General features: G+C 72.2%; 24 protein-coding genes. 11 read left to right on the top strand and 13 right to left on the bottom strand.

Annotated features, from left to right (window positions below):
- From AB0G20_RS31525 to AB0G20_RS31510, 4 genes are all read left to right on the top strand, one after another.
- Complete coding sequence (locus AB0G20_RS31525; RefSeq protein ID WP_361308255.1) at window positions 1–675, top strand: urease accessory UreF family protein; 675 nt, start codon at window positions 1–3, stop codon at window positions 673–675.
- A 116-nt stretch (window positions 676–791) separates the two neighbouring features.
- On the top strand, window positions 792–1469 hold the full coding sequence (gene ureG / locus AB0G20_RS31520) for an urease accessory protein UreG (protein ID WP_361308253.1): 678 nt from the start codon (window positions 792–794) through the stop codon (window positions 1467–1469).
- Window positions 1457–2239: an urease accessory protein UreD gene (locus tag AB0G20_RS31515; RefSeq protein ID WP_361308251.1), complete on the top strand. Its 783-nt coding sequence runs from the start codon at window positions 1457–1459 to the stop codon at window positions 2237–2239. Before ureG ends, AB0G20_RS31515 begins: the two co-directional genes overlap by 13 nt.
- Before the next feature lie 130 nt (window positions 2240–2369).
- A complete protein-coding gene (locus AB0G20_RS31510) occupies window positions 2370–3971 on the top strand; it encodes an alpha/beta hydrolase (RefSeq protein ID WP_361308249.1) in 1602 nt (533 codons plus the stop codon).
- 44 nt (window positions 3972–4015) lie between these two features.
- Here AB0G20_RS31510 and AB0G20_RS31505 read toward each other — a convergent pair whose 3' ends face one another.
- Window positions 4016–5047, bottom strand: a complete 1032-nt coding sequence (locus AB0G20_RS31505; protein WP_361308247.1) for an NAD-dependent epimerase/dehydratase family protein — start codon at window positions 5045–5047, stop codon at window positions 4016–4018.
- A gap of 60 nt (window positions 5048–5107) precedes the next feature.
- Window positions 5108–5827 (bottom strand): lysophospholipid acyltransferase family protein, encoded by a 720-nt coding sequence (locus tag AB0G20_RS31500; RefSeq protein WP_361308245.1) that lies wholly within the window; start codon window positions 5825–5827, stop codon window positions 5108–5110.
- Between the two features lie 353 nt (window positions 5828–6180).
- On the opposite strand from AB0G20_RS31500, the gene AB0G20_RS31495 reads away from it, so the two are divergent.
- Window positions 6181–6636, top strand: a complete 456-nt coding sequence (locus tag AB0G20_RS31495) for an RpiB/LacA/LacB family sugar-phosphate isomerase (protein WP_361308243.1) — start codon at window positions 6181–6183, stop codon at window positions 6634–6636.
- Window positions 6637–6640: 4 nt separating this feature from the next.
- Here the strand turns inward: AB0G20_RS31495 and AB0G20_RS31490 are convergent, their stop codons facing one another.
- The 5 genes from AB0G20_RS31490 to AB0G20_RS31470 all read right to left on the bottom strand — a co-directional run bounded on the left by AB0G20_RS31490 (window position 6641) and on the right by AB0G20_RS31470 (window position 13595).
- Window positions 6641–7879, bottom strand: coding sequence for a SpoIIE family protein phosphatase (locus tag AB0G20_RS31490; protein ID WP_361308241.1), 1239 nt, complete (start codon window positions 7877–7879; stop codon window positions 6641–6643).
- Between the two features lie 66 nt (window positions 7880–7945).
- Window positions 7946–10405, bottom strand: coding sequence for a SpoIIE family protein phosphatase (locus AB0G20_RS31485; protein ID WP_361308239.1), 2460 nt, complete (start codon window positions 10403–10405; stop codon window positions 7946–7948).
- A 467-nt stretch (window positions 10406–10872) separates the two neighbouring features.
- Entirely contained in the window at window positions 10873–12126 is a 1254-nt protein-coding gene (rocD, locus tag AB0G20_RS31480) for an ornithine--oxo-acid transaminase (RefSeq protein WP_361308237.1), read from the bottom strand.
- Window positions 12123–12953 (bottom strand): dimethylargininase, encoded by an 831-nt coding sequence (ddaH, locus tag AB0G20_RS31475; protein ID WP_361308235.1) that lies wholly within the window; start codon window positions 12951–12953, stop codon window positions 12123–12125. The genes rocD and ddaH overlap by 4 nt, the downstream gene beginning before the upstream one ends.
- Before the next feature lie 126 nt (window positions 12954–13079).
- Window positions 13080–13595 carry an Lrp/AsnC family transcriptional regulator gene (locus AB0G20_RS31470; RefSeq protein WP_361308233.1) on the bottom strand — a complete coding sequence of 172 codons (516 nt, stop codon included), beginning with the start codon at window positions 13593–13595 and terminating at the stop codon, window positions 13080–13082.
- A gap of 121 nt (window positions 13596–13716) precedes the next feature.
- Here AB0G20_RS31470 and AB0G20_RS31465 point away from each other — a divergent pair, with 121 nt between their 5' ends.
- From AB0G20_RS31465 to AB0G20_RS31450, 4 genes are read left to right on the top strand one after another with little or no spacing between them, the layout of a single operon-like run.
- On the top strand, window positions 13717–14466 hold the full coding sequence (locus AB0G20_RS31465; protein WP_361308231.1) for a LytTR family DNA-binding domain-containing protein: 750 nt from the start codon (window positions 13717–13719) through the stop codon (window positions 14464–14466).
- Between the two features lie 3 nt (window positions 14467–14469).
- Window positions 14470–14868: a hypothetical protein gene (locus AB0G20_RS31460; protein ID WP_361308229.1), complete on the top strand. Its 399-nt coding sequence runs from the start codon at window positions 14470–14472 to the stop codon at window positions 14866–14868.
- 10 nt (window positions 14869–14878) lie between these two features.
- Entirely contained in the window at window positions 14879–16594 is a 1716-nt protein-coding gene (locus tag AB0G20_RS31455; protein ID WP_361308227.1) for a cation acetate symporter, read from the top strand.
- Window positions 16591–17805: a histidine kinase gene (locus tag AB0G20_RS31450; protein ID WP_361308225.1), complete on the top strand. Its 1215-nt coding sequence runs from the start codon at window positions 16591–16593 to the stop codon at window positions 17803–17805. Before AB0G20_RS31455 ends, AB0G20_RS31450 begins: the two co-directional genes overlap by 4 nt.
- 4 nt (window positions 17806–17809) lie before the next feature.
- Here the strand turns inward: AB0G20_RS31450 and AB0G20_RS31445 are convergent, their stop codons facing one another.
- The 5 genes from AB0G20_RS31445 to AB0G20_RS31425 form a co-directional block, all read right to left on the bottom strand.
- The gene (locus tag AB0G20_RS31445) at window positions 17810–17989 is read right to left on the bottom strand and encodes a hypothetical protein (protein WP_361308223.1); all 180 of its coding nucleotides are present in this window, start codon (window positions 17987–17989) and stop codon (window positions 17810–17812) included.
- An 80-nt stretch (window positions 17990–18069) separates the two neighbouring features.
- Window positions 18070–19020: a cytochrome c oxidase assembly protein gene (locus AB0G20_RS31440; protein WP_361308221.1), complete on the bottom strand. Its 951-nt coding sequence runs from the start codon at window positions 19018–19020 to the stop codon at window positions 18070–18072.
- Between the two features lie 115 nt (window positions 19021–19135).
- Window positions 19136–20161, bottom strand: a complete 1026-nt coding sequence (locus AB0G20_RS31435; protein WP_361308219.1) for a 6-phosphofructokinase — start codon at window positions 20159–20161, stop codon at window positions 19136–19138.
- 202 nt (window positions 20162–20363) lie between these two features.
- Window positions 20364–21092 (bottom strand): glutamine amidotransferase, encoded by a 729-nt coding sequence (locus AB0G20_RS31430; RefSeq protein WP_361308217.1) that lies wholly within the window; start codon window positions 21090–21092, stop codon window positions 20364–20366.
- A 23-nt stretch (window positions 21093–21115) separates the two neighbouring features.
- Window positions 21116–22354 carry a MurT ligase domain-containing protein gene (locus tag AB0G20_RS31425; protein WP_097215311.1) on the bottom strand — a complete coding sequence of 413 codons (1239 nt, stop codon included), beginning with the start codon at window positions 22352–22354 and terminating at the stop codon, window positions 21116–21118.
- 158 nt (window positions 22355–22512) lie between these two features.
- On the opposite strand from AB0G20_RS31425, the gene def reads away from it, so the two are divergent.
- Window positions 22513–23052 (top strand): peptide deformylase, encoded by a 540-nt coding sequence (gene def / locus AB0G20_RS31420; RefSeq protein ID WP_361308214.1) that lies wholly within the window; start codon window positions 22513–22515, stop codon window positions 23050–23052.
- Window positions 23053–23147: 95 nt separating this feature from the next.
- Here the strand turns inward: def and AB0G20_RS31415 are convergent, their stop codons facing one another.
- Window positions 23148–23792, bottom strand: a complete 645-nt coding sequence (locus AB0G20_RS31415) for a TetR family transcriptional regulator (RefSeq protein WP_309096359.1) — start codon at window positions 23790–23792, stop codon at window positions 23148–23150.
- A gap of 172 nt (window positions 23793–23964) precedes the next feature.
- Here AB0G20_RS31415 and AB0G20_RS31410 point away from each other — a divergent pair, with 172 nt between their 5' ends.
- Window positions 23965–25191: an acyl-CoA dehydrogenase family protein gene (locus tag AB0G20_RS31410; protein WP_033307227.1), complete on the top strand. Its 1227-nt coding sequence runs from the start codon at window positions 23965–23967 to the stop codon at window positions 25189–25191.
- Window positions 25192–25201: the final 10 nt, after the last annotated feature.

The raw sequence follows: 25201 nt of genomic DNA, 5'->3' as shown, positions 1-25201 counted from the left end.
ATGTCGCGTGCAGCGCTTCTCGTCCTGGCCGACGGGCGATTTCCCGCCGGTGGGCATGCGCACTCGGGTGGCGCCGAGCCGGCGGTCAAGGCCGGGCGGATCAGTGGAGCGACGAGCCTGGGGGAGTTCTGCCGGGGGCGGTTGCACACGGCGGGGCTGGTGGCGGCGGGGCTGTCCGCGGCGGCGGCGCTCGGGATCGATCCCGTCGCGCTGGACCGTGCCGCGGACGCGCGCACGCCGTCGCCGGCGCTGCGGGTCGCCGCCCGGAAGCTGGGGCGGCAACTGCTGCGGGCCGCGCGGGCGACCTGGCCCTCCGCCGAACTGGACGCCCTCGGCAGGGAGTTCCCCAAGGGCGCGCATCAGCCGGTGGTGCTGGGGCTGGCGGCCCGGGCGGCGGGGCTGGGGCCGTTGGACGCGGCGTACTGCGCGGCGTACGAGAGTGTGAGCGGGCCGGCGTCGGCGACGGTGCGGCTGCTGAGTCTGGATCCGTTCGACGCGACGGGGGTGCTGGCCCGGCTGGCGCCCGAGATGGACCGGGTCGCGGACCGGGCGGTGGAGGCGGCCCGGAAGGTGGTCGACGAGGGGGTCGACGCCTTGCCGGCGAGGTCGGCGCCGTTGCTGGAGATCGGGGCGGAGGTGCATGCGGCGTGGCCGGTACGCCTGTTCGCATCATAAGGACGCTCAGGTAACCCACTCAGGAGCGCGGGGCTGTGTTCGACATGAGGCTCCGCCGCGTGAGCGCGACCAGTCCTCACACACCCGCACTCGACCACGAGCCTCAGGAGCCGCACATGCATCTCGAACACCACCACGACACCCCGGCCGCCCTCAGTGCGGACGCCCGCCGCCCCGACGGCACCCGCAGAGCGCTCCGCATCGGACTCGGCGGCCCCGTGGGGTCCGGGAAGACCGCCACCGTCGCCGCGCTCTGCCGGGCGCTCAGGGACGAGCTGGCGCTCGCCGTCGTCACCAACGACATCTACACGCGCGAGGACGCCGAGTTCCTGCTCCGCGAGGCCGTGCTGCCACCCGAGCGGATCACCGCCGTGGAGACGGGCGCCTGCCCGCACACCGCGATCCGGGACGACATCTCCGCGAACCTGGAGGCGGTGGAGGATCTGGAGGACGCGATCGGGCCGCTGGACCTGGTGCTCGTGGAGTCCGGCGGGGACAACCTCACCGCGACCTTCTCCAAGGGGCTCGTCGACGCGCAGATCTTCGTGATCGACGTGGCCGGGGGCGACGACATCCCGCGCAAGGGCGGGCCGGGCGTGACCACCGCCGACCTGCTCGTCGTCAACAAGACCGACCTCGCTCCGTACGTCGGCTCCGACCTCGCCCGGATGGCCGCCGACGCCAAGGCGCAGCGCGCCGAACTGCCCGTCGTCTTCCAGTCGTTGCGGAGCGAGGCCGGGGTGACGGACGTCGCCGCGTGGGTGCGTGCGCAGCTCGCCGCGTGGACGGCATGAGCACGAGCGCCGGTGCGGGGGTACGGTCCGTCGCGCGGATCGTCGCCCGTGACGACGGGCGCGGCGGGACCTCGCTGCCCGTGCTGGAGAGCGACGGGCCCCTGGCGCTGCGGCGTACCCGGGCCACCGGCTCCGAGGCGCGGGTCATGCTGGTCGGCGCGATGAGCGGGCCGCTCGGCGGTGACCACTTCACGGTGGAGGGCCGGGTGGAGGAGGGAGCGCGGCTGTCCCTCGGCTCGGCCGCCGCCACCATCGCGCTGCCCGGTCAGGCCAAGGGCGACGCCCGTTACGACGTCCGGCTCAGTGTGGCCGATCATGGCGAACTGCACTGGCTGCCCGAGCAGTTGATCTCCGCCCACGGCAGTGACCTGTATGTCACCACCCGAGTCGAACTCGCCGCCACCGCCCGGCTCGTGCTGCGCGAGGAGCAGGTGCTCGGACGCGTCGGTGAGGAACCCGGACGGCTCACGAGCCGTCTGACCGTGCGGGTCGCCGGGCAGGTCGTGCTCGACCAGGAACTGGCCTGCGGACCCGGCGCGCCGGGCGGCTGGGACGGGCCCGCCGTGCTGGCGGGGCATCGGGCGGTCGGGCAACTGGTCGTCGTACGGCCGGAGTTCGCCGCCGATCCGGTGACGGCCCGGGTGCTGGGGGAGGGGGCCTCGGTGGTGCCGCTCGCCGGGCCCGCCGCGCTGGTGACGGCGGTGGCGCCGGACGCCCTCCGGCTGCGGCGGCTGCTCGACGAGGCACTCGCGTCGCTCCCGCGGACGTAGGCGTCCGCAGAGCAGAACGAACTCTCCGTTTATCGGATTGGCAAAGAAGGGCGCCCGACTCTGTTGTCAGGAACCCAACAACAGGGAGGATCCTCCGTACTGATCGCAACGAGGTACGGGGAGGTCCCCCTTGAGGGGTTCGAGACCGAAGAGGCGGGTGGCGGCGCTCGGTTCGGCCGGCGCGCTCGTCACGGCCACGCTGATAGCCGGCGCCGTCGCGGCGCCCACCGCGAGCGCGAGCGCGGGCAGCGGCCACGGCCAGGACCGGGAGGCCCGCGGCACCGCGGTCGCCGCCGCCCGGGCCGCGAAGGCCGGCATCGACTGGCAGGACTGCCCCGCCGACTGGAACCTGGCCAAGCCGATCCAGTGCGGGTACGTCACCGTGCCGCTCGACTACGCCAAGCCCCACGGCAAGCAGATCAAGCTCGCCGTCGACCGCATCGGCAACACGGGCACGAAGGCCGAGCGGCAGGGCGCGCTGATCTACAACCCCGGCGGCCCCGGCGGCTCCGGACTGCGCTTCCCGGCCCGGGTCACCAACAAGAACGCCGTGTGGGCCAACGCGGCCAAGGCCTATGACTTCGTGGGCTTCGACCCGCGCGGTGTCGGCAAGTCCACGCCCATCTCCTGCGTCGACCCGCAGGAGTTCGTCAAGGCACCCAAGGCGGACCCGGTGCCCGACTCCGAGGCCGACAAGCTCGCCCAGCGCAAGCTGGCCCGCGAGTACGCCGAGGGCTGCCAGGAGCGCAGCGGCTGGATGCTGCCGCACATGACCACGCCGAACACCGCGCGCGACCTCGACGTCATCCGCGCCGCCCTCGGCGAGAAGAAGCTCAATTTCCTCGGCGTCTCCTACGGCACCTACCTGGGCGCCGTCTACGGCACCCTCTTCCCGGGCCACGTGCGCCGCATGGTCGTCGACAGCGTGGTCAACCCGTCCCGCGAGAAGATCTGGTACCAGGCCAACCTGGACCAGGACGTCGCGTTCGAGGGCCGCTGGAAGGACTGGCAGGACTGGGTCGCCCAGAACGACGCGACCTACCACCTCGGCACCACCCGTGCCGCCGTCCAGGCGAAGTGGCTTGAGCTGCGCGCCACCGCGAAGAAGAACCCCATCGGCGGGGTCGTCGGCCCGGCCGAGCTCATCTCCTTCTTCCAGAGCGCCCCGTACTACGACTCCGCCTGGGCGTCGACCGCCTCGGTCTTCAGCAAGTACGTCGCCGGCGACACCCAGGCGCTCGTCGACGCCGCCGCCCCCGACCTGTCCGACACGGCGGGCAACGCGTCCTCGGAGAACGGCAACGCCGTCTACACGGCCGTGGAGTGCGCCGACGCCAAGTGGCCCACCAGCTGGCGCAAGTGGGACCGCGACAACACGCGGCTCCACAAGGACCACCCCTTCATGACCTGGGCCAACGCCTGGATGAACCTGCCGTGCGCCACCTGGCCGGCCAAGCAGCAGACGCCGGTGAACGTCAAGACCGGCAAGGGCCTGCCCGGCGTGCTCATCGTCCAGTCCGAGCGGGACGCGGCCACCCCGTACGAGGGCGCCGTGGAGCTGCACAAGCGGTTCAAGGGCTCCCGCCTGATCACGGAGAAGGACGCCGGCTCCCACGGCGTCACCAGCCTGGTCAACCCGTGCATCAACCCCCGGGTGGACAGCTACCTGCTCACCGGCAAGCTGGACGGCGCCGACGTGACGTGCGCACCGCACGCCACGCCCAAGCCGTAGTCCGGCGGTGGTGAGGGGCGGCCGGGAGACTGGCCGCCCCTTCCTCATGCCTGCCGGGCCGCGAACCAGGCGTCCTCCGCCGCGTAGTCGAAGAGGTCCGGGTAGGCACGGGCCAGGGTGGGGAACGCCGCCCGCCAGTCCTGCCCGGACAGCCGGCGGGTGAGCCGGTCGACCGTCTCCGGCAGGCTGTCCGGGTAGGACACGACCGGCCGGTACCCCAGTTCCCGTTCCGCGGCGGACATGTCGCACACCACCGGCAGCTCCACCGACCAGGGCGAGCTGCCCACGGACGCCTGCGCCGGTCCGTCCAGCAGGACGGTCTCCGTCCGCACTCCCATGACCGCGTCCACGGCGGCCCCGATCTCCTTCGCGGTCGGCGGCTGCGGATCGCAGGCGTTGAGCACCCGCGAGCCCGGCCGGGCCGCCGCCAGCCGGATCAGTTCGGCGATGTTGCGCGCGGCCGAGGTGTGGAAGAGGGTCTCGCCCCGGAAGGCGAGCACCCGGACGCGCCGGCCGTCGAGGTTCCGTTTGACGAAGTACAGCTCGCGGGGGAGCGGGCTGTACGGTCCGTGGATCGCGCCCGGGCGCAGCACGGTCGTGGGCAACCGGTCGCCCGCCGAGAGGAGTTCACGCTCCAGGGCCACCTTGCGGGTGCTGTACGTGGCGTCCCCCGGCGGGACCGTCGCCTGGTCCTCGGCGATCGGTACCGGGTACCGCGGGAGGCCGTCCGGCTCGCCCATGGTGTCGAAGCCGCGGCCCTCGCCGTCCTCGTACACCGCCGCGGTCGACACCACCACGGCCGAGCCGATCCGGTCGGCCAGGTCCGTCAACTGCCGTGCGTGCCGGGCTCCGTAGGCGACCATGTCGACCACGAGGTCGCAGCCGTCACCGATCAGCGCGCCGAGGGCCGCGTCGTCCTCGCGGTCCAGCCGCCGCGTCCGCACCTCGCCGGGCCAGTTCTCGGCCCGCCCGCCGCCGCGCGAGGCGGCCGTCACCTCCCAGCCGTCCCGCGCCAGCGCCTCCACCGCCGGCCTTCCGATCTGCCCGCCCGCCCCGATCACCACAGCACGTCTCATGCGGCGACCGTAGGTCGCCGGAAGCCGGCCGGGGAACCGGCTTCTGCCGACAGCAGAGAATCAACTGAGGGGCATGCGCCGGAACTTGCGCTCCTTCGCGGCGGCGGCCTCCTCGGCCTTCACCACAGCCGCGTACCGGTCGACGTACTCCTGCTCGGACAGGGAGAGGATCGCGTACATGATCTCGTCGGTGATGGCGCGCAGGATGGCCTTCTCGTTCTCCATGCCCTCGTAGCGGGAGAAGTCGAGGGGCTTGCCGAAGCGGATCACGACGGGGTGGATGTTGGGGACGACCTTGCCGGGCGGCTGGGCCTCGAAGGTGCCGATCATCGCGCAGGGGATCACCGGGACGCCCGCCTTGAGGGCCATCACCGCCACGCCGACCTTGCCCTTGTAGAGCCGGCCGTCGTGCGAGCGGGTGCCCTCGGGGTAGATGCCGAGCAGCTCGTCCTTGCTCAGCACGCCGAGGCCCTCGCGGATCGCGGCCTGGCCCGCGTCCTTGCCGGAGCGGTCGACCGGGATCTGCCCCGCGCTGCGGAAGAAGAAGGCCGTCAGGCGGCCCTTGATGCCAGGGCCCGTGAAGTACTCGGCCTTCGCGAGGAAGGTGATGCGCCGTTTGAGGATCGCGGGCATCAGGAAATGGTCCGAGAACGACAGGTGGTTGCCGGCGACGATGGCCGCGCCCTCCGAGGGAACGTGCTCCAGGCCCTCGATGCGAGGCCGGAAGACCAGTCGCAGCAGCGGGCCCAGCAGTACGTATTTCAGCAGGTAGTAGAACAAAGCGGGCGCTCCTCGACTCTCGCGGTGGACTCAACCGCCGCGTTCCAGCAGGTCAACCGGCATGTCGTGGGGTGCCAGTGTAGGTGCAGGCGTGGCTACCGGGCACCTCGTGCGAGCGGACCGCACAGATCCTTCGCCATTTGACTGATGGTCAGTCAGGCGGGCGTATCCGGGGGTGCTCATGCGGCTGGGGAGGACCGCGTGACCAGCGTGCTGCGCCGCCCGGGTGACGGGCAAGCCGAACGGGTGGCCTGGCGGGATAGCGGGGGTGCGTGGCGGGCCGGTGGCTCTTGCAGGCGGACGGCTGCTGTGGGCCGGTGGCCCCGGCCGCCCCGCCGAGTAACCTGCCAGACATGCGGATCTCTGTTTCCTCGGACATGGACGAACCCGTCGCCCGCTCCCTCGTGGCCGCCCTGCGCGAGCGGGGGCACGAGGTGCGCCCGCACGGCGCACTGCGCCCGGATGACGACCCGCAGTGGGCGGTGTGCTCCGAGGCCGCGGCCCGCGAGGTCGCCGACGGGACGGCCGACCAGGCGGTGGTGTGCTGCTGGACCGGCACGGGCGCATCGATCGCCGCGAACAAGGTGCCCGGCGTGCGGGCCGCCCTGTGCACGGACGCCTACACGGCCGACGGCGCGCGCCGCTGGAACGACGCCAACGTGCTCGCGCTCAGCCTGCGGCTGACGTCGGAGCCGCTGCTGACGGAGATCCTCGACGCGTGGTTCGCCGGTGAGCCGAGCGCGGACGCCGAGGACCGGCAGAACGTCGACCGCGTCCGGCTGCTCGACCACGGCAAGTCCCGTCTGTAGGCCGTCACAGGCGCACGATGATCAGCGCGGTGTCGTCGGTGGCGCCGCCCGGCGGCAGCAACTCCAGCAGCACGGTGTCGGCGAGGGTCTCGAGGTCCTGGTCCCGATGCTCGCGCAGGGAGTGGGCGAGCCGGTCCAGACCCGTGTCGATGTCCTCACGCCGCCGTTCGATCAGGCCGTCGGTGTACAGCACGAGCGTGGCGCCCGGCGAGAACGTGGTCTCGGCCTGGGGTCTGGGGATCGGGTCCGGGCGGGCGTCGAGCGGCGTGTCCGTGGCCTGATCGAGAAACTCCGTGCGGCCGTCGGCGTGCACGAGCACGGGCGGGGGATGGCCGGCGCTGCTGTACGTGAGGACCTGGCGGTCGCAGTCGATGAAGGTCGTTACGGCGGTCGCCGACTCGGCCCCGTCGATCACGTGGGCGTAGCGCCCCAGCACGTCCAGGGCCTGGGCCGGCCCCGCGGCGACCCGGGAGGCCGCGCTGAGCGCACTGCGCAGCTGGCCCATCACACCGGCGGCCGCCAGTCCGTGCCCGACGACGTCGCCCACGGCCACGCCGATGCGGTCGCCGTCCACCAGATCGACCAGGTCGTACCAGTCCCCGCACACGTTGAGCGCGCCCACGGCGGGCCGGTACCGGACGGCCACCCGGTGGTGGCCGACCTGCCGGGGTGCGGGCAGCATCGCCTCCTGCAACGCCAGCGCCACCTCCCGCTCCCGGGAGTGCGCCTGGCGCAGCCGCTCGTTGAGCTCCTGCAGCTCACGGGCGCGGGTGTACAGCTCGGCCTCCAGCACCCGGGCCCGGCCGCCCCGGTTCCCCGGAGAGCTGCCCCGGGCCCGGATCAGCTCCGTGACCTCCTCCACGCGGTGCAGGATCAGCACGACCTTGCCGTCCGAGCCCAGCAGCGGTGCGTTCACCGGGCTCCAGTAGCGCTCCTGCCACTCGCCGGGCAGCTCCGGGTCCTCGATGTCGTAGCGCTGCAGGGCCATGGTGTCGCGCTCCCCGGTGGCCAGGACGCGGTACAGCGAGGCCTCCAGGTTGCGCATGCCGGTCGCGGCCGAGTCGTTCGGGTTGTCCGGGAAGACGTCGAACAGGTACTTGCCGACCAGCTGCTCGCGCGAGCGGCCGGAGACGCGGACGAACTCCTCGTTGACGTCCGCGTACACGAGCTCGGGCGTCAGGAGCGCCACCATGCCCGGCAGGGCCTGGAACACCGCACCGTAGTCGATCGCCGTCTCCGCCATGGCTGCCGCCTCACCGCTGCCGGGATCACACCAGTTTCCCACGGTATGGGGGAACTCAACCGGCCTTCATGCCGGGAGGTCCGTCAGGGCCTGCTCGGCCCAGATGACCTTCCCCTCGGGGACGAACCGGGTGCCCCAGCGCTGCGTGAGCTGGGAGACCAGCAGCAGACCGCGCCCGCCTTCGTCCGTCGTCCGCGGATGACGCAGATGGGGCGCGGTCGCGCCGCCGTCGAGGACCTCGCAGACCAGGGCACGCTCCCGGATCAGCCGGAGCCGGATGGACCCGGTGGCGTACCGGATGGCGTTGGTGACCAGCTCGCTCACCACCAGCTCGGTGGTGAAGGCCAGCTCGTCCAGGCCCCAGTGCGCCAGCTGCCGGGTGGCCGTGCGGCGGGCGTCGGCGACCACGGCCGGGTCCGAGGGCAGTTCCCAGGCCGCGACCTGCCCGGTGCCGAGACGTTTCGTCCGGGCCATCAGCAGGGCCACGTCGTCGTACGGGCGGGCCGGGACCAGCGCGTCGACCACGGCCCTGCAATGCGACTCGAGCGGACCCACCCGCTCCAGCGCCCGGCGCAGCCGCTCCCGGCCCGCGTCGACGGCCCAGGTCTCGCCCCGGGCCAGCAGCCCGTCGGTGTGCAGCGCGAGTGTGCTGCCCTCCGCCAGGGGCAGCTCGACCGCCTCGAAGGGCGGGCCGCCCACGCCGAGCGGCGGCCCCTGCGGCAGCTCGACGAACAGGACGGAGCCGTCGGGCCGCACCACGGCCGGGGCGGGATGCCCCGCCGCGGCCATCGCACACCCGCCGTCGACCGGGTCGTAGACGACGTACAGACACCCGGAGCCCACGCACTGCGTGCCCGCGGAGCCCACCGTGCCGGGTTCCGCACCCTCCTCCCGCGCCGACCGCGCCACCAGGTCGTCGAGGTGCGCGAGCACCTCCTCGGGCGGCAGATCCAGAGCCGCCAGGGTCCGTACGGCGGTCCGCAGCTGCCCCATGGCCGCGGCGGCGTCGATGCCGTGCCCGGGCACCTCGCCCACCACCAGCGCGACACGCGCCCCGGACAGCGGGATGAGGTCGTACCAGTCGCCGCCGAGACCGGTCAGCTCATCGGCCGGCCGGTAGCACGCGGCCACCTCGACGGCGTCCTGCTCGGGCAGCCGGTGGGGGAGCAGACTGCGCTGCAGGACGAGCGCGGCGTCCCGCTCGCGCGTGTAACGGCGGGCGTTGTCCACGCAGACGGCCGCGCGGGCGACGAGGTCCTCGGCCAGCCGCAGGTCCTCCTCGTCGAAGGACTCCCGGTGGTGGCGCCGGTAGAACGTCGTGATGCCCAGGGTCGTGCCGCGCGCGCTGATCGGCACGGTCATCACGCTGTGCAGGCCCAGCTCCCGGAACGTGGCCCGGCGGCCGCTCGGGGTGTCCGTGGTCCAGTCCCGGGTCAGCGGGTCGAGCCGCTCCTCCAGCCAGGAGCGTCCCGTGGCCAGACAGCGGAAGGGCGGCGTTCCGGCCCGGAAGGACACCACCTCGCCGATCTCGATGACGGCCTCCGCGAGGTCGTCCTCCGCGGACCGGTAGCCGGCGCGGCGCAGTTCCACCGGCTCCTCCGAGTCCGCGAGCGGCCCGGGAGCCGGCTCGGCGCCCCGCAGCACCGACTCCAGCAGGTCCACGGTGACGAAGTCGGCCAGCCCCGGCACGGCCACGTCCGCCAGCTCCTGCGCGGTGCGCGTGAGGTCCAGGCTGCGGCCGATGCTCTCGCCGGCCCGGTCGAGCAGCGCCAGCCGCTGCCGCGCCCGATGCCGCTCGGTCATGTCCACGACCGTGTAGTACACGCCGATGGGGTGGCCCCGGTCGTCCTCGAGCCGGGTGAACGACAGCATGTGCGCCGTCTCGCGCAACGGGGCCGAGCGCACATGGCCCACGTGCTCGTAGCCGACCACCGCCTCGCCGGTCTCCAGCACGTGCCGCATCTGGGCCTCGACCGCCTGGGCGTCCATGCCCGGCTGGACGTCCGCGAAGCGCAGCCCGAGCCGTCGCGCCGCCGGACCGCCGCCGAACTGCTCCAGGGCGGCGTTCGACCAGACGAAGCGCAGGTCCGTGTCCACGATCGCGATACCGATCGGGGCGCCCGCCGCCATCTGCTCCAGGACCGTGCGGCTCATGTCCCAGCCGGGGGCGTCGGCCAGCTCCGACAGGAGCATCAGCCAGCGCGAGCCGCCCTGCGCCTCCTCGGTCGAGGCGATCCGGGCCACGACCTTCACCGGCTGCCCGTCCCTGCGGCGGGCCGTCAGCAGTCCCGTCCAGCCGCCGTTCCTGCGGCACCGCTCGACCAGGTCCGGCACGCGCTGCGCGTCCTCGGCCACCAGCAGGTCGGCCAGTTTCCTGCCGACCGCCTCGGAAGCGGGGTACGCCAGCAGCCGCCGGGCATCGCTGGTCCAGCCCGTCACCACGCCCTGTGGATCGAGCAACAGGGGGGCCGCGTCGGCCACATCGAACCGCTGCCGGGCAACGCCGTACACCTCTTCTGCGCCCACGGCCGACCTCTCTGTCGCTGAGAGTGGTCTACCACCTCTTGCCCCAATCTTCACCCTTCCGGCAACGGGGGGCGGCTTGTGCAGGGCCGGTCGGGGCGGTTGGGCTGGGTGGGGTGGGTGCTGATTTGGGTGTGGGGCAGCAGGGGGGCGGCCGGCCTGCGGCGAGCACGCTGCCCCGGTTCCGCTCGCGTGGGAGAGAGCCGGTCCCGGGGCACGGGTAAACCGCGAGCGCCGGGCAGGCCGCCGCCGTTCCGCTTGCGCAGGGGCGGCCGGTGGGTCCGGGGTGAGCAGGTGCCCGGGGTTGGTCGCGCGGAGCGAGGCGGCCCGGGGTAGGCCGGGCAGCCGCCGCCGTTTCGCTGCGCGAGAAGGGGCCCGCTCGGTCCAGGCCGGGCAGGCCCCCCTGTCGCCGGCACGCCGAGGGGGAGCGGTCGGCCCGTGCCGAGCCTCGGCTCCCGCTCCCGGTGAGCTCAGCCCAGTGCCTTCTCCAGCGCCGCGAGCGCCCCCATCAGCTCCTCGCCCGTGATGGTGAGCGGCGGTGCCAGGCGGATCGTGGAGCCGTGGGTGTCCTTCGCCAGGACTCCCTCCCGCATGAGGCGCTCGCTGATCTCGCGGCCGGTGCCCAGCGCGGGGTCGACGTCGACGCCCGCCCACAGGCCCCGCGACCGGAAGCCGACCACGCCCTTGCCGACCAGCCCCGTCAGACCGTCGCGCAGGATCACGCCCAGCTCGGCCGCCCGGCGCTGGAACTCGCCCGTCTCCAGCAGCTCCACCACCGCCGTACCGACCGCCGCCGCCAGCGGATTGCCGCCGAAGGTGGAGCCGTGCTCGCCCGGGTGCAGCACCCCGAGCACCTCCCGGCGCCCCACCACCGCCGACACCGGCACGATGCCGCCGCCCAGCGCCTTGCCCAGCAGCAGCACGTCCGGTACCACCGGCTCGTGCTCGACCGCCAGCGTGCGGCCCGTGCGGCCGAGCCCGGACTGGATCTCGTCGGCGATGAACAGACAGCCCTTGCGGCGGGTCAGCTCCCGCACGCCGGCCAGATATCCGTCGTCGGGAATGATCACCCCCGCCTCACCCTGGATCGGCTCGATCAGCACCGCCGCCGTCGTCTCGTCGACCGCCGCCTCCATCGCGGCCAGGTCGTTGTACGGCACCACCCGGAAACCCGGCGTGAAGGGCCCGAAGCCCGCCCGGGCCGTCTCGTCCGTGGAGAAGCTGACGATCGTCGTCGTACGCCCGTGGAAGTTGTCCGCCGCGACCACGATCGTCGCCCGGTCGGCCGGCACGCCCTTGACGTCGTAGGCCCACTTGCGGGCCACCTTCACCCCGCTCTCCACCGCCTCCGCGCCGGTGTTCATGGGCAGCACCATGTCCATGCCGGTCAGCGCGGCCAGCCGCTCCGCGAACTCGGCGAGCCGGTCGTTGTGGAAGGCACGCGAGGTGAGGGTCAGCCGGTCGAGCTGACGATGGGCCGCCTCGATCAGCGCCGGGTGCCGGTGGCCGAAGTTGAGGGCCGAGTAGCCGGCCAGCATGTCGAGGTAACGCCGCCCCTCCACGTCCTCCAACCACGTGCCCTCGGCGCGGGCGACGACCACCGGCAGGGGGTGGTAGTTGTGCGCGAGGACCGGCTCCTCCGCGCGGATCAGCTCCTGCGAGCCGCGGGGCGGCTGCGAGCCCCGCGCCCCCTGCGAGTCCTCGGTGCGGACGGGTGCGGTCATGAGCGGATCTCCCGGATCTCCTGGGTGCAGCACTTGATGCCGCCACCGGCCTTCTGGAACTCGGACAGGTCGACGGGGACGGGGACGTAGCCGCGGCCGGCCAGCTGTTCGGCCAGGCTCGTCGCCCCCGGTGAGATGAACACGTGGCGCCCGTCGGAGACGGAATTGAGCCCGAACGCCATCGCGTCCTCGCGGGTCGCGAGCACCGCGTCCGGGTACAGCCGGGCCAGCACCTCCCGGCTGCCCGGCGAGAACGCCTCGGGGTAGTAGACGATGTTCCCGTCGTGCCCCTCGTCGAGGACGAACAGCGCCGTGTCCAGGTGGTAGAAGTACGGATCCACCAGCGTCAGGCTGATCACCGGCCTCCCGAAGTACTCCTGCACCTCGCTGTGGGCCTCCCGGGTCGTACGGAAACCCGTCCCGGCCAGGATCCAGCGGCCGGCCGGCACCAGGTCGCCCTCGCCCTCGCACACCGACTCGGGGTGGTACACCTCGTAGCCCGCCGCCTTGAACCACGCCTCGAAGGGCACGGATTCGGGACGGCGCTCGGGCGCGTGGAAGAGCGAGCCGAAGACGCGGCCGTCGACGACGACCGCCGCGTTCGCGGCGAAAACCATGTCGGGCAGGCCGGGAACGGGTTTCACACTGTCCACGGTATGGCCGTGGGCCCGGTAGGTGTCGACCAGCGCCTGCCACTGGTCCAGGGCGCGGATGACGTCGACGGGTTCGTCGGGATGCATCCACGGATTGATCGCGTACTGCACGGCGAAATGTCTGGGTTCGCAGACGAGGTAGCGCCGCCGGCGCGGCACACGGGAGTCGGGCACAGAGGGGTCCCTCCGCTTCCTCACGGTGTGTGACTGATGATGGACACAACGGTAGGAACTGACGGAGGTGGACGACAAGAAACAAAGGCTGCGTGTTCGCGCAGGAACGCTGCGTCTTCCGGCTGCTCAGCGCTCGTCTGCTGCGCCGCCCGGAGCACCCTCCGGGGCCGGCTGGCTCGCGCCCGCCTCCGGGCTCTCCGGCAGCAGATGGGACAGCACCATCACGCTGATCGTCTTCCGGATGAACGGCTCCTGCCGGATCCGCTCCAGCACCTCCTCGAAGTGGTCCACGTCCCGCGCCCGCACGTGCAGCAGCGCGTCGGCGCCGCCGGTCACGGTCATCGCCGCGGCGATCTCCGGGTAGTCGCGCACGACCTCGGCCAGCCGCCGCGGCGGGGCCGCGCCCTCGCAGTACACCTCGACGTAGGCCTCCGTGCGCCAGCCCAGCGCCGACGGCTTCACGGTCGCGGAGAACCCGGTGATCACGCCCGTCTCGCGCAAGCGGTCGACCCGCCGCTTGACCGCCGTGGCCGACAGCCCGATCGCCGTGCCGATCTCGGCGAACGACGTCCTGGCGTTCGCCATCAACGCGGTGATGATCTTCCGGTCGAGTTCGTCGAACGGCGTGGACCTGCTGTTCATGCGGGCACTGTATCCACCGGCACCCCGGCCCGCGCCCGGCCCGGCGCGGGCACCGTGTCCAGCGCGGACGTCCGCCCCGGCACATGTCCAGACGTACGGAACACCCCTACACTCCACGTTCATGCTGCGTGCCCTGGCTGTCGACGACGAACGCCCCTCCCTGGAGGAGCTGCTCTACCTCCTGCACGCCGACCCCCGCATCGGCAGCGCGGAGGGCGCCGGCGACGCGACCGAGGCGCTGCGCCGCATGAACCGCGCCCTGGAGTCCGGCCCGGGCGGGCCGGAGGCCATCGACGTCGTCTTCCTCGACATCCAGATGCCCGGCCTCGACGGCCTCGACCTGGCCCGGCTGCTCACCGGGTTCGCCCGGCCGCCGCTCGTCGTGTTCGTCACCGCCCACGAGGACTTCGCCGTGCAGGCCTTCGACCTCAAGGCCGTCGACTACGTCCTCAAACCCGTGCGCAAGGAGCGCCTCGCCGAGGCCGTCCGCCGGGCCGCCGAACTGCGCGGTGCGACGCCCCGCATACCCGTGAGCGAGCCCGACCCCGACCACATACCCGTCGAGCTCGGCGGCGTGACCCGCTTCGTCGCCGTCGACGACATCACCCACGTCGAGGCCCAGGGCGACTACGCCCGCCTGCACACCGACAAGGGCAGCCACCTGGTGCGCATCCCGCTGTCCACCCTGGAGGAACGCTGGCGCACCCGCGGCTTCGTCCGCATCCACCGCCGCCACCTCGTCGCCCTGCGCCACATCGGCGAACTCCGCCTCGACGCGGGCACCGTCAGCGTCCTCGTCGGCTCCGAGGAACTCCAGGTCAGCCGGCGCCACACGCGCGAACTGCGCGACCTGCTCATGAGGAGGCCGTGACCAGTGCCCCAGGACCACACCGAACGCCGCGTCGTCGTCACCGGCCCGCCCCGGCAGCCCCTCCCACACGCTCGGCTCCGCTCGCGCGGGCGGTACCCCCAGGCCTCCTCCGGCTACTACCGCCCGCGCACCGAGATCGACGAGCAGACCACCCTCGGCCACACCTACGTCCGCTCCCTGATGCGCACCCAACTGCGCGCCGCCCTCACCGTGTTCGCGATCCTCGGCCTGCTCGTCGGCCCGCTCCCGCTGCTCTTCGCGGCGATGCCGGACGCCCGCCGTCTGGAATGGGCCGTCCTCGGCTTCGGCCTCTACGCCCCCCTGGTCCTGCTCGCCCGCTGGTACGTCCGCCGGGCCGAGCGCAACGAACGCGACTTCGTACGCCTCGTCGAAGACCGCTGAAGCCCCACCGATGAACTCCAGCTACGCCGTCCCCGCCGTCGCCCTCGTCGTCGTCGCGACGGTCCTCGTCGGCGCCTTCGGCCTGCGCATCTCTCGCACCACCTCCGACTTCTACGTCGCCTCCCGCACCGTCGGACCCCGCCTCAACGCCGCCGCCATCAGCGGCGAGTACCTCTCCGCCGCCTCCTTCCTGGGCATAGCGGGACTCGTCCTGGTCCAGGGCCCCGACATGCTCTGGTACCCGGTCGGCTACACCGCCGGCTACCTGGTCCTGCTGCTCTTCGTCGCCGCCCCGCTGCGCCGCTCCGGCGCCTACACGCTCCCCGACTTCGCCGAGGCCCGCCTCGCCTCCCAGGCGGTGCGACGGCTGGCCGGCGCCTTCGTCGTCGGTGTCGGCTGGCTGTACCTGCTGCCCCAGCTCCAGGGCGCCGGACTGACCCTGACCGTGCTGACCGGGGCGCCCGACTGGCTCGGCGGAGTGATCGTCGCCGTCGTCGTGACCGCCATCGTCGCCGCCGGCGGCATGCGCAGCATCACCTTCGTCCAGGCCTTCCAGTACTGGCTGAAACTCACCGCCCTCCTCGTGCCCGCCCTGTTCCTGATCCTCACCTGGCAGAGTGACGGAGCACCCCGGCACGCCTTCGACGAACCGGCCACCTTCCGCGAGCAGCGCGTCGTCCGCGTCGACGACAGCATCGACCTCACCCTCGACCGGCCCCTGAGCGTCACGGTGACCGGTACCGTCGACGGCCGGACGCACACCGGCACCCGCCTGGAGCTCCCCGCCGGCACCCACCGCATCGACAGCGGCACCCGCCTCACCTTCGCCGCGGGCGCCCCCGTCCCCCGGGCCGAGCGCAGCGGCGGCGGCGACCTGTCCCCGTCGCAGGCCGAGAGCCGCGAGGAACGCCCGCTGTACGCCACCTACGGGCTGATCCTCGCCACGTTCCTCGGCACCATGGGCCTGCCGCACGTCGTGGTCCGCTTCTACACCAGCCCGCACGGAGTCGCCGCCCGCCGCACCACCGTCGCGGTCCTCGGCCTGATCGGCGCCTTCTACCTGCTGCCACCCGTCTACGGCGCCCTCGGCCGCCTCTACGCCCCCGAACTCACCCTCACCGGCGACCCGGACGCCGCCGTCCTCCTGCTGCCCGACCGCATGATCGGGGGAGTGGGCGGCGACCTGCTGGGCGCGCTGGTCGCCGGGGGAGCCTTCGCCGCGTTCCTGTCCACGGCCTCGGGCCTGACCATGGCGGTCGCGGGCGTCCTCACCCAGGACGTGCTCCCGTCCCGGGGCGTACGGCACTTCCGGCTCGGGACGGTCCTCGCCATGGCCGTGCCCCTCGTGGCGAGCGTCCTGGTCGGCGGGCTGCCGGTCGCCGACGCCGTGGGGCTCGCCTTCGCCGTCTCGGCGTCCTCGTTCTGCCCGCTGCTCGTCCTCGGCATCTGGTGGCGGCGGCTGACCCCGCCCGGCGCCGCGGCCGGGATGCTGGTCGGCGGCGGCTCCGCCCTGCTGGCCGTCGCCGCGACCATGGCGGGCTACCCGGGCGAGGGCGCCGACCTGCACGCCCTGCTCGCCTGGCCCGCCCTGTGGTCGGTGCCGCTGGGCTTCCTCACCATGATCCTGGTCTCCCTGGCCACCCCCGGCCGGGTCCCGCCCGGCACCGCGGCGGTCCTGGCCCGGTTCCACCTGCCCGAGGAACTGCGCACGGAGGTGACGGCATGAGCGGCTTCCTGGCGGGCCTGTGCGTCGCCGTGCTCCCGGTGCTCGCCCTGGGGGTCTGGCTCGGTCGGCGCACCGCACGGGCCAAGAGCCTCGCCGGCCTAGGCACCCCCGTCGAGCACGCCACCTTCGAGACCCTGCACACGGCGTCGCTCGCCGCGCCCCCGCTCCGGTCCGGCCTGACGGAGGAGACCGCCCGCAAGTCCGCCCGCAAGCTGCGCTCCCTGCTCGGCACGGACGCCCTCTGCCTCACCGACCGGGGGCAGGTCCTGGTCTGGGACGGCGACGGCGCCCACCACCGCTCCGAGATCATGGAACGCCTCGCGGGGCCCCTGGAGACGGGCCGCGGCGAGGCCTTCCGGCTCACCTGCGACAGCCTCGACTGCTCGGTGCGCTGGGCGGTCGTCGCCCCGCTCACCGTCGACGACCGGGTGCACGGCGCCCTGGTCGCTTGCGCGCCCCGCGAGTCGGCGGTGCTCGTCCGGGCCGCCGGCGAGGTCGCCCGCTGGGTCTCGGTCCAGCTGGAACTGGCCGATCTCGACCAGTCCCGCACCCGCCTCATCGAGGCCGAGATCAAGGCGCTGCGGGCCCAGATCTCCCCGCACTTCATCTTCAACTCGCTCGCGGTGATCGCCTCGTTCGTCCGCACCGACCCCGAGCGCGCCCGCGAACTGCTCCTCGAATTCGCCGACTTCACCCGCTACTCGTTCCGCCGGCACGGCGACTTCACGACCCTCGCCGAGGAACTGCACGCCATCGACCACTACCTGGCGCTCGTGCGGGCACGCTTCGGCGACCGCCTCTCCGTCACCCTCCAGATAGCCCCGGAGGTGCTGCCGGTGACCCTGCCGTTCCTCTGCCTGCAGCCGCTCGTGGAGAACGCCGTCAAGCACGGCCTGGAGGGCAAGGCCGTGCCCTCGGGCAAGTGCCACATCCAGATCACCGCCCAGGACGCGGGCGCCGAGGCCCTCGTCGTCATCGAGGACGACGGTGCCGGCATGGACCCCGGCCTGCTCCGCCGCATCCTGGCCCGCGAGGTCAGCCCCTCGGGCGGCATCGGCCTCTCCAACGTCGACGACCGGCTCCGCCAGGTCTACGGCGACGACTACGGCCTCGTCATCGAGACCGCCGTGGGCGCGGGCATGAAGATCACCGTGCGGCTCCCGAAGTACCAGCCGGGCGTGCACTCGGCGGGCCGGCTGCCCCGGGAGTGAGCCGTCAGGTGCCGCGCGTCGTGACCACCAGCCCCAGGGTGATCAAACCCAGGACGACCCAGCCGAACCACAGCCAGCCGTTGCTCCCGAGCGCCACCGTGTAGGCCGTCACCACGACCAGCCCGCCCAATGTGAGCGCTCCCATGGTCTTCGTCGAGTTGGAACCGCGCGTGGAACCGGGCATCGCAACACCCTCCTCATGGTTCGGTCCCTTTATGGTGCCCGGCGGACGCCCGGCGCGCACGGCCCGTACCGAAGAGGTCTTCAGCGCCCCTGTGTGTTCAGCGAGGCCAGATAGGCGTTGTACGCCTCCAGTTCCTTGTCCCCGTCGCGGTCGGCGGCCCGGTCGGTGCGCCTGGCCTGCCGCTGGTCAGAGGCGTACCACTGGAACAGCAGGGCCACCAGCACCAGCACCGAGGGGATCTCGCTGAACGCCCAGGCGATGCCGCCCGCCGCGTTCTGGTCGGAGAGCGCCTCGATGCCGAGCGAGGCGGGCGGGTTCTTGAACGTCTCGACCATCGGCTCGGACGCCATCATCAGCGCGATCCCGAAGAACGCGTGGAACGGCATGCCCGCGAACAGCTCCAGCATCCGCATCAGGTAGCCGGGGCGGTGCGGGCCCGGGTCCACGCCCATGATCGGCCAGAAGAACACCAGGCCGACGGCGAGGAAGTGCAGCATCATCGCGATGTGCCCCGCCTTGGAGCCCATCAGGGTGTCGAAGAGAGGCGTGAAGTACAGCCCGTAGAGGCTCGCGATGAACAGCGGGATCGTGAACGCCGGGTGCGTGATGATCCGCATGTACCGGCTGTGCAGGAACATGAGCAGCAGCTCACGCGGCCCCTTGCGGCCCCGCCCGGCGGTCGGCAGCGCCCGCAGCGCCAGCGTGATCGGTGCCCCGAGCAGGATGAGGATGGGCGACACCATGCTGATGACCATGTGCTGCACCATGTGCACGCTGAACATGACCATGCCGTAGTCGTTCAGCTGGGTGCACATCATGAGCATGATGCTCAGCACGCCCAGGACGTAGGCGACCGTCCGCCCCACGGGCCACTTGTCCCCGCGCCGGACGAGCCGCACGACACCCCACCCGTACAGGGCCAGCCCGGCCAGGCAGGCGACGAGGAAGAACGGGTCCGCCGACCACTCCAGACCTCGCCCCAGCGTGAACGGCGGCAGATCCATCGTCATGCCGTGCCCGCTGTGATCCATTCCGCCGGCTCCTGTTTCGTGGGGGTGTGCAGCAAGTTGTCCGCCCCAAGACTAGAACCGCCCCCGGCCGCACAAGCGACCGGGGGCGGTTCCAGGGGCGTGGGGGCTGTGCGCCTCAGAGAACGGTCTCCGCCTCGTCGTACCGGTCCTCCGGCACCGTCTTCAGCGTCTTCACGGCCTCGGCGAGCGGCACCATCACGATGTCGGTCCCCCGCAGCGCGGTCATCTGCCCGAACTCACCCCGGTGCACGGCCTCCACCGCATGCCACCCGAACCGCGTGGCCAGCACCCGGTCGTAGGCGGTCGGCGTACCGCCCCGCTGCACGTGCCCGAGGATCACCGGCCGGGCTTCCTTCCCCAGCCGTCCCTCCAGCTCCACGGACAGCTGCCGGGCGATCCCGGCGAACCGCTCGTGCCCGTAGATGTCCTTGCCGCCCTCGTCGAACTCCATGGTCCCGGCGCGGGGCTTCGCCCCCTCCGCCGCCACCACGATCGCGAAGCGCTTGCCCGCCTCGAACCGCTCGCCGACCCGCCTGGTCAGCTCCTCTATGTCGAAGGGCCGCTCGGGGACGACGATGGCGTGCGCGCCGGCCGCCATGCCGGAGTGCAGCGCGATCCAGCCGGTGTGCCGGCCCATGACCTCGACCACCAGGACCCGCTGGTGGGACTCGGCGGTGGTCTTCAGCCGGTCCAGGGCCTCGGTCGCCACCCCCACGGCCGTGTCGAAGCCGAACGTGACGTCCGTGACCGCGATGTCGTTGTCGATGGTCTTCGGCACACCCACGATGGGCAGACCGTTGTCCGACATCAGCCGCGCGGCCTTGAGCGTGCCCTCGCCGCCGATGGGGATGATCGCGTCGAGGCCGAGCTCCTGGACATGGCCCCTGGCCCGTTCCACACCGTCCCGCAGATGGGAGGGCTGGACCCGGGAGGACCCGAGAATCGTGCCGCCGCGGGCGAGGATGCCACCCACCGCGTCGAGGTCGAGCTTGAGGTAGTCGCACTCCAGGAGGCCCTTCCAGCCGTCCCGGAAGCCGATGACCTCGTCGCCGTGGTCGACGACGGCGCGGTGCACGACGGACCGGATGACGGCGTTCAGGCCGGGGCAGTCGCCGCCGGACGTGAGGACACCAATGCGCATAGCCCGAAATACCTTCTCAACGTGGGCCGGGTACCGGACCACGTTGTCCGGCTGGAATCCCCGCCACCCTAGCGGCATCGAGGGGCCGGACCGAAGCACGCGTCCGCCTGCTGGACGACACCGCTCACCTGTGCGGATGGGTCGTCATACGGGCTGTTGACCAGCAGGTTGACGCGTGCTTCGGGCGCGCTGCCCAGAGTGGCTAGGCGGGCTGCTGAGCTGCCGCGATGCGCTCGTTGCGGAGTGCCTCGTACCAGCGGTCGTCGGTCGGCGGCAGCGCGTTGACGTCGAGGGCCAGCTTCAGCAGCAGGTCCGCGATCAGCGGGTTGCGCGCGAGAACCGGCCCGTGCATGTACGTGCCGAAGACGGTGTCGTTGTACGCGCCCTCCGTGCCGTCGCCCGTGCCGTTGCCGTTGCCGAAGCGCACCCGGGCGAGCGGGCGGGCGGTGGGGCCGAGCTGGGTGACGCCCTGGTGGTTCTCGAAGCCGGTCAGCGGGGGCAGCCCGAGACGTGCGTCGACGTCGCCCAGCACGTCACCGACGCACCGCGCGCCCTCGCCGCGCACCGACACCACGTCCAGCAGCCCGAGGCCGGGCTCGCGCTGGCCGAGGTCGTTGATGAACTCGTGGCCGAGGATCTGGTAGCCGGCGCACACGGAGAACACGATGGCGCCGTTCTCCACGGCCCGCTGCAGTCCGCCGTCCCGGCGCAGCCGCTCGGCGGCGAGCCGCTGCGGCCGGTCCTCGCCGCCGCCGATCAGGTAGATGTCGCCGGAGGTCGGGATCGGCTGGTCGCTGCGCACGTCGAGCCGGGCCACGTCCAGGCCGCGCTGCTGGGCCCGGCGCTGCACGACGAGGACGTTGCCCTGGTCGCCGTAGGTGCTGAGCAGGTCGGGATAGATCCAGACGATGCGCAGTTGGTTGTCGCTCACAAAAGTCCCCTGACGTCTCGTGCTCAGTTGCCGACGCGGCGGCGGAGGTCCTGGAACGCCGTGTAGTTGGCGATGACCTCGATGCGCCCCGGCGGGCACGCCGCCACGGCCTGGTCGAGGTTCTCGTAGACCTGGAAGTGCTGGTCGGCGACCTCCAGGCGCACCGCCAGGTCCAGTCGCCGGTCGCCGACGACGCAGATCGGGTGGCCGGTCAGCCGCGTGTAGTCGACGTCCCACAGCCAGGAGGTGTCGGTGCCGTCGGCTCCGCGCGCGTTCACCGAGAGGATGACCGGCGTGGGCGGCGGGTCGATCAGGGAGAACGTCTCCAGCCAGCCGGCCGGGTTCTTCGCGAGCAGCAGTCGCAGGTCACGGCCCTGGAACTGGACGATGTCGTAGCGCCCGGCCACCGCCTGCACCTGGTACATGCGCTCCAGCGCGACCTGCGGCGGCACCCCGAACACGGCGGCGACGGCGGCCGAGGAGGCGGCGTTGGCCTTGTTGGCGCGGCCGGGCAGCTGGAGGTGGATCGGCCAGGCCGAGCCGTGCGGGTCGAGCACGTGGTCGCCGGAGAGCGCCCAGCTCGGCGTCGGACGGCGGAAGCCGCACTCGCCGCAGAACCAGTCGTCGCCCGGGCGCTGCATCACGCCACCGCACGACGGGCAGGACCAGGCGTCGTCCTTCCACATCTGCCCCGCTGCGACCCAGATCACATTGGGGGAGGACGACGCCGCCCACACCACCAGCGGGTCGTCGCAGTTGGCCACGACCACGGCCTTGGAACCCGCGAGTCCCTCCCGCCAGTTCTCGGCGAGCATGCGGGTCTCGGCGGCGCGGTCGAGCTGGTCGCGCGAGAGGTTGAGCAGGGCGATGCACTTCGGGGCGGTGTCCCGGGCGACGCCGGCCAGGTACTTCTCGTCGACCTCGATGACGCCGTAGCGGGCGTCCGAGCTGCCGGCGAGGGCCGAGGTGATGCCGGCCGGCATGTTGGCGCCGAGCGCGTTGGAGACGACGGGTCCCGCCGCGCGCAGGGCCTCGGCGATGAGCCGGGTGGTGGTGGTCTTGCCGTTCGTCGCGGAGACCAGGATCACGTCCAGGTTCTGGGCGAGCCGGGCGAGGAGGTCGGGGTCGAGTTTGAGCGCGACCCGGCCGCCGATCACCGAACCGCTGCCGCGCCCTGCGGCGCGCGATGCCGCCGCGACCGCCTTGCCCGCGGTCACGGCCAGCTTGGCCCGCGGCGAGAGCGGGTCCGAGTTGCCTGCCATCAGTTCTCGATCCTCCTTGCGTACGCGCCGCGCCTTGAAGCCTGACGGCCACGTGGTGTGGACCTCAGCCTATCGAGATCCATTCGCACTCCCGAACCGCGGCACTGTGGCGAACTCGTGTGGGAGGCGCGGACCGACAGGACCTTACTCTTGCCGCCATGCGACACAGCTCCATCCCCGGCGCCCACGGCCGCGTGAGACCCCTCACCCTGCACGGCGATCCGCTCCTGCACGCACCCTGCGCGGAGGTCACCGACTTCGGCCCCGAACTGGCCCGGCTCGTCGAGGACTTGTTCGCGACCATGTACGCCGCCCAGGGCGTCGGACTCGCCGCCAACCAGGTCGGCGAGCCCCTGCGGGTCTTCGTATACGACTGCCCGGACGACGAGGACGTCCGCCATGTGGGCCATGTGATCAATCCCCGGATGACCGAAAGGGACGGCGTGGTGATCCGGGGCCCGGAGGGCTGCCTGTCCCTGCCGGGGCTGGAAGCGGGCACCGAACGCCACGACCACGCGGTGGTGGAGGGCTTCACGGTGACCGGGGACCCGATCACCGTCCACGGCACGGGCTTCTTCGCCCGCTGCCTCCAGCACGAGTACGACCACCTGGAGGGCCGCGTCTACGCGGACCACCTGAGCGGCTGGCGCCACCGCAGGCTGATGCGCCAAGTGGCCAGGGCTCCTTGGAGTGCCTGAGCGTCATGGCCTCAGGGGCGCGGGGCTGTGTCGACATGCGGCTCCGCCGCGTGGGCGCGAACAACCCCCACGGGCGGTCAGCCGAACCACAACGGTCAGAACCCCGGACCCCCGACCCTGTCCCCGGCCGCAGCAAGACGCCCCCACAAAAGATCCGCCAGACTCCGCACCAACTCCGCACGGGAGCACGGCCGTTCCCCCAGCCACCAGTCCCCGGCGGCATGCATCATGCCGACGATCCCGTGCCCCCACACCCGTGCCAGCTGCTGTCCGCCCGGCCCGAGATCCAGCCGCTCCTCGATGACCTGGGCCAGCTCCTCGCCCATCCGCCGCAGCAACGGCGCACTGTGCTTGCCGACATCGAACCCCGGGTCCCCCGGCTGGCCCCCCTCCGCCGGGTGCATCAGGAACCGGTACACCTGGGGCCGCGCCTCGATCGCCGCGAGGTAGGTGTCCAACGTCGCCTCGACCCGCTCCCGTCGGTCCGCCGGCGCGTCCAGCGCGGCCCGCAGCGAGTCCAGCAGGGCGTCGGTGTGCCGCTTGGCAAGGGCCGCGTAAAGTCCGCCCTTGTCGCCGAAGTGCCGGTAGAGAATCGGCTTGGTGATGCCGGCTTCCGCCGCGATCGCGTTCATCGAGGCCTGCGGGCCGTCGCGCAGCACCACTCGGTCGGCGGCCTCCAGCAGCTCACGCCGACGGCGGTCGGCGGACCTTTGCTGATCGGTCCGCTGCGTGGTGTCCATGATCTCTCCCCACCCGTGCTGTTTCGATGACGCCTGCGCAAAGTAACACTGAAGCATGCCCAGGACGCCGGACGGGTGCCGACCGGTCGGTAGGAGTTGACTTCGACTACCCGCCGGTAACAGACTGGTGTTACCGCAAGTAACATGCACGTGTGCCGCTGGAGGGGACGACATGGCCGAGTTCACCATGGAGCTCAACGACGAACAGAAGGAGGTCCGGGACTGGTTGCACGGCTTCGCGGCCGATGTGATCCGCCCCGCGGCCGCCGAATGGGACGAGCGTGAGGAGACTCCCTGGCCGGTCATCCAGGAGGCCGCCAAGGTCGGCATCTACTCCCTGGACTTCTACGCCCAGCAGTACTTCGACCCCACCGGCCTCGGCATCCCCATGGCGATGGAGGAGCTGTTCTGGGGCGACGCGGGCATCGCCCTGTCCATCGTCGGCACCGGCCTCGCCGCCGTCGGCGTCCTCGCCAACGGCACCGAGGAACAGATCGGCACCTGGATCCCCCAGATGTACGGGGACGCCAACGATGTCAAGGTCGCCGCCTTCTGCTCCTCCGAGCCCGACGCCGGCTCCGACGTGGCCTCGATGCGCACCAGGGCCGTCTACGACGAGGCCAAGGACGAGTGGGTCCTCAACGGCACCAAGACCTGGGCGACCAACGGCGGCATCGCCAACGTCCATGTCGTGGTCGCGGTCGTCGACCCCGAGCTCGGCTCCAAGGGCCACGCCTCCTTCATCATCCCGCCGGGCACCGAGGGGCTGTCCCAGGGCCAGAAGTTCAAGAAGCACGGCATCCGCGCCTCGCACACCGCAGAGGTCGTCCTGGACAACGTGCGGGTGCCCGGATCCTGCCTGCTCGGCGGCAAGGAGAAGCTGGACGAGCGGCTGGCCCGCGCACGGGAGAAGGCCAGGCAGGGCGGGGAGCGGGTGAAGAACGCGGCGATGGCCACGTTCGAGGCCTCGCGCCCGGCCGTCGGCGCCATGGCCGTCGGAACCGCCCGGGCGGCGTACGAGGTCGCCCTCGACTACGCCACCACCCGGGAGCAGTTCGGGCGGCCGATCGTCGACAACCAGGGTGTGGCGTTCCAGCTCGCCGACATGCGCACGTCCATCGACGCGGCCCGGCTCCTCGTCTGGCGGGCCTCCTGGATGGCGGTCAACGGCAAGCCGTTCACCGCGGCCGAGGGCTCGATGTCCAAGCTGTTCGCGAGCGAGACCGCCAAGAAGGTCACGGCCCAGGCGATCCAGATCCTCGGCGGCAACGGCTACACCCGGGAGTACCCGGTAGAGCGCATGCACCGGGACGCGGCCATCTACACGATCTTCGAGGGCACGAGCGAGATCCAGCGCCTGGTCATCGCCCGGACCCTGGCCGGCGTACCGATCCGCTAGCGAGTGCGGA

Source organism: Streptomyces sp. NPDC024017, from assembly GCF_040638895.1.
In the GTDB taxonomy this organism is placed as follows: Bacteria; Actinomycetota; Actinomycetes; order Streptomycetales; family Streptomycetaceae; genus Streptomyces.
The sequence above is the reverse complement of the archived record's forward strand: the minus strand, read 5'-3'. Positions and strand labels throughout refer to the sequence as shown.

Coding starts and splice junctions, on each gene's coding strand:
- AB0G20_RS31505 (WP_361308247.1), bottom strand. CDS start 5,047: ATGAGACGTGCTGTGGTGATCGGGGCGGGCGGGCAGATCGGAAGGCCG.
- AB0G20_RS31445 (WP_361308223.1), bottom strand. CDS start 17,989: ATGCCCGGTTCCACGCGCGGTTCCAACTCGACGAAGACCATGGGAGCG.
- ureG (WP_361308253.1), top strand. CDS start 792: ATGCATCTCGAACACCACCACGACACCCCGGCCGCCCTCAGTGCGGAC.
- rocD (WP_361308237.1), bottom strand. CDS start 12,126: ATGACCGCACCCGTCCGCACCGAGGACTCGCAGGGGGCGCGGGGCTCG.
- AB0G20_RS31490 (WP_361308241.1), bottom strand. CDS start 7,879: ATGGCGGAGACGGCGATCGACTACGGTGCGGTGTTCCAGGCCCTGCCG.
- AB0G20_RS31415 (WP_309096359.1), bottom strand. CDS start 23,792: ATGGACACCACGCAGCGGACCGATCAGCAAAGGTCCGCCGACCGCCGT.
- AB0G20_RS31425 (WP_097215311.1), bottom strand. CDS start 22,354: ATGGCAGGCAACTCGGACCCGCTCTCGCCGCGGGCCAAGCTGGCCGTG.
- AB0G20_RS31455 (WP_361308227.1), top strand. CDS start 14,879: ATGAACTCCAGCTACGCCGTCCCCGCCGTCGCCCTCGTCGTCGTCGCG.
- AB0G20_RS31470 (WP_361308233.1), bottom strand. CDS start 13,595: ATGAACAGCAGGTCCACGCCGTTCGACGAACTCGACCGGAAGATCATC.
- AB0G20_RS31435 (WP_361308219.1), bottom strand. CDS start 20,161: ATGCGCATTGGTGTCCTCACGTCCGGCGGCGACTGCCCCGGCCTGAAC.
- AB0G20_RS31465 (WP_361308231.1), top strand. CDS start 13,717: ATGCTGCGTGCCCTGGCTGTCGACGACGAACGCCCCTCCCTGGAGGAG.
- def (WP_361308214.1), top strand. CDS start 22,513: ATGCGACACAGCTCCATCCCCGGCGCCCACGGCCGCGTGAGACCCCTC.
- AB0G20_RS31450 (WP_361308225.1), top strand. CDS start 16,591: ATGAGCGGCTTCCTGGCGGGCCTGTGCGTCGCCGTGCTCCCGGTGCTC.
- AB0G20_RS31410 (WP_033307227.1), top strand. CDS start 23,965: ATGGCCGAGTTCACCATGGAGCTCAACGACGAACAGAAGGAGGTCCGG.
- AB0G20_RS31525 (WP_361308255.1), top strand. CDS start 1: ATGTCGCGTGCAGCGCTTCTCGTCCTGGCCGACGGGCGATTTCCCGCC.
- AB0G20_RS31495 (WP_361308243.1), top strand. CDS start 6,181: ATGCGGATCTCTGTTTCCTCGGACATGGACGAACCCGTCGCCCGCTCC.
- AB0G20_RS31440 (WP_361308221.1), bottom strand. CDS start 19,020: ATGGATCACAGCGGGCACGGCATGACGATGGATCTGCCGCCGTTCACG.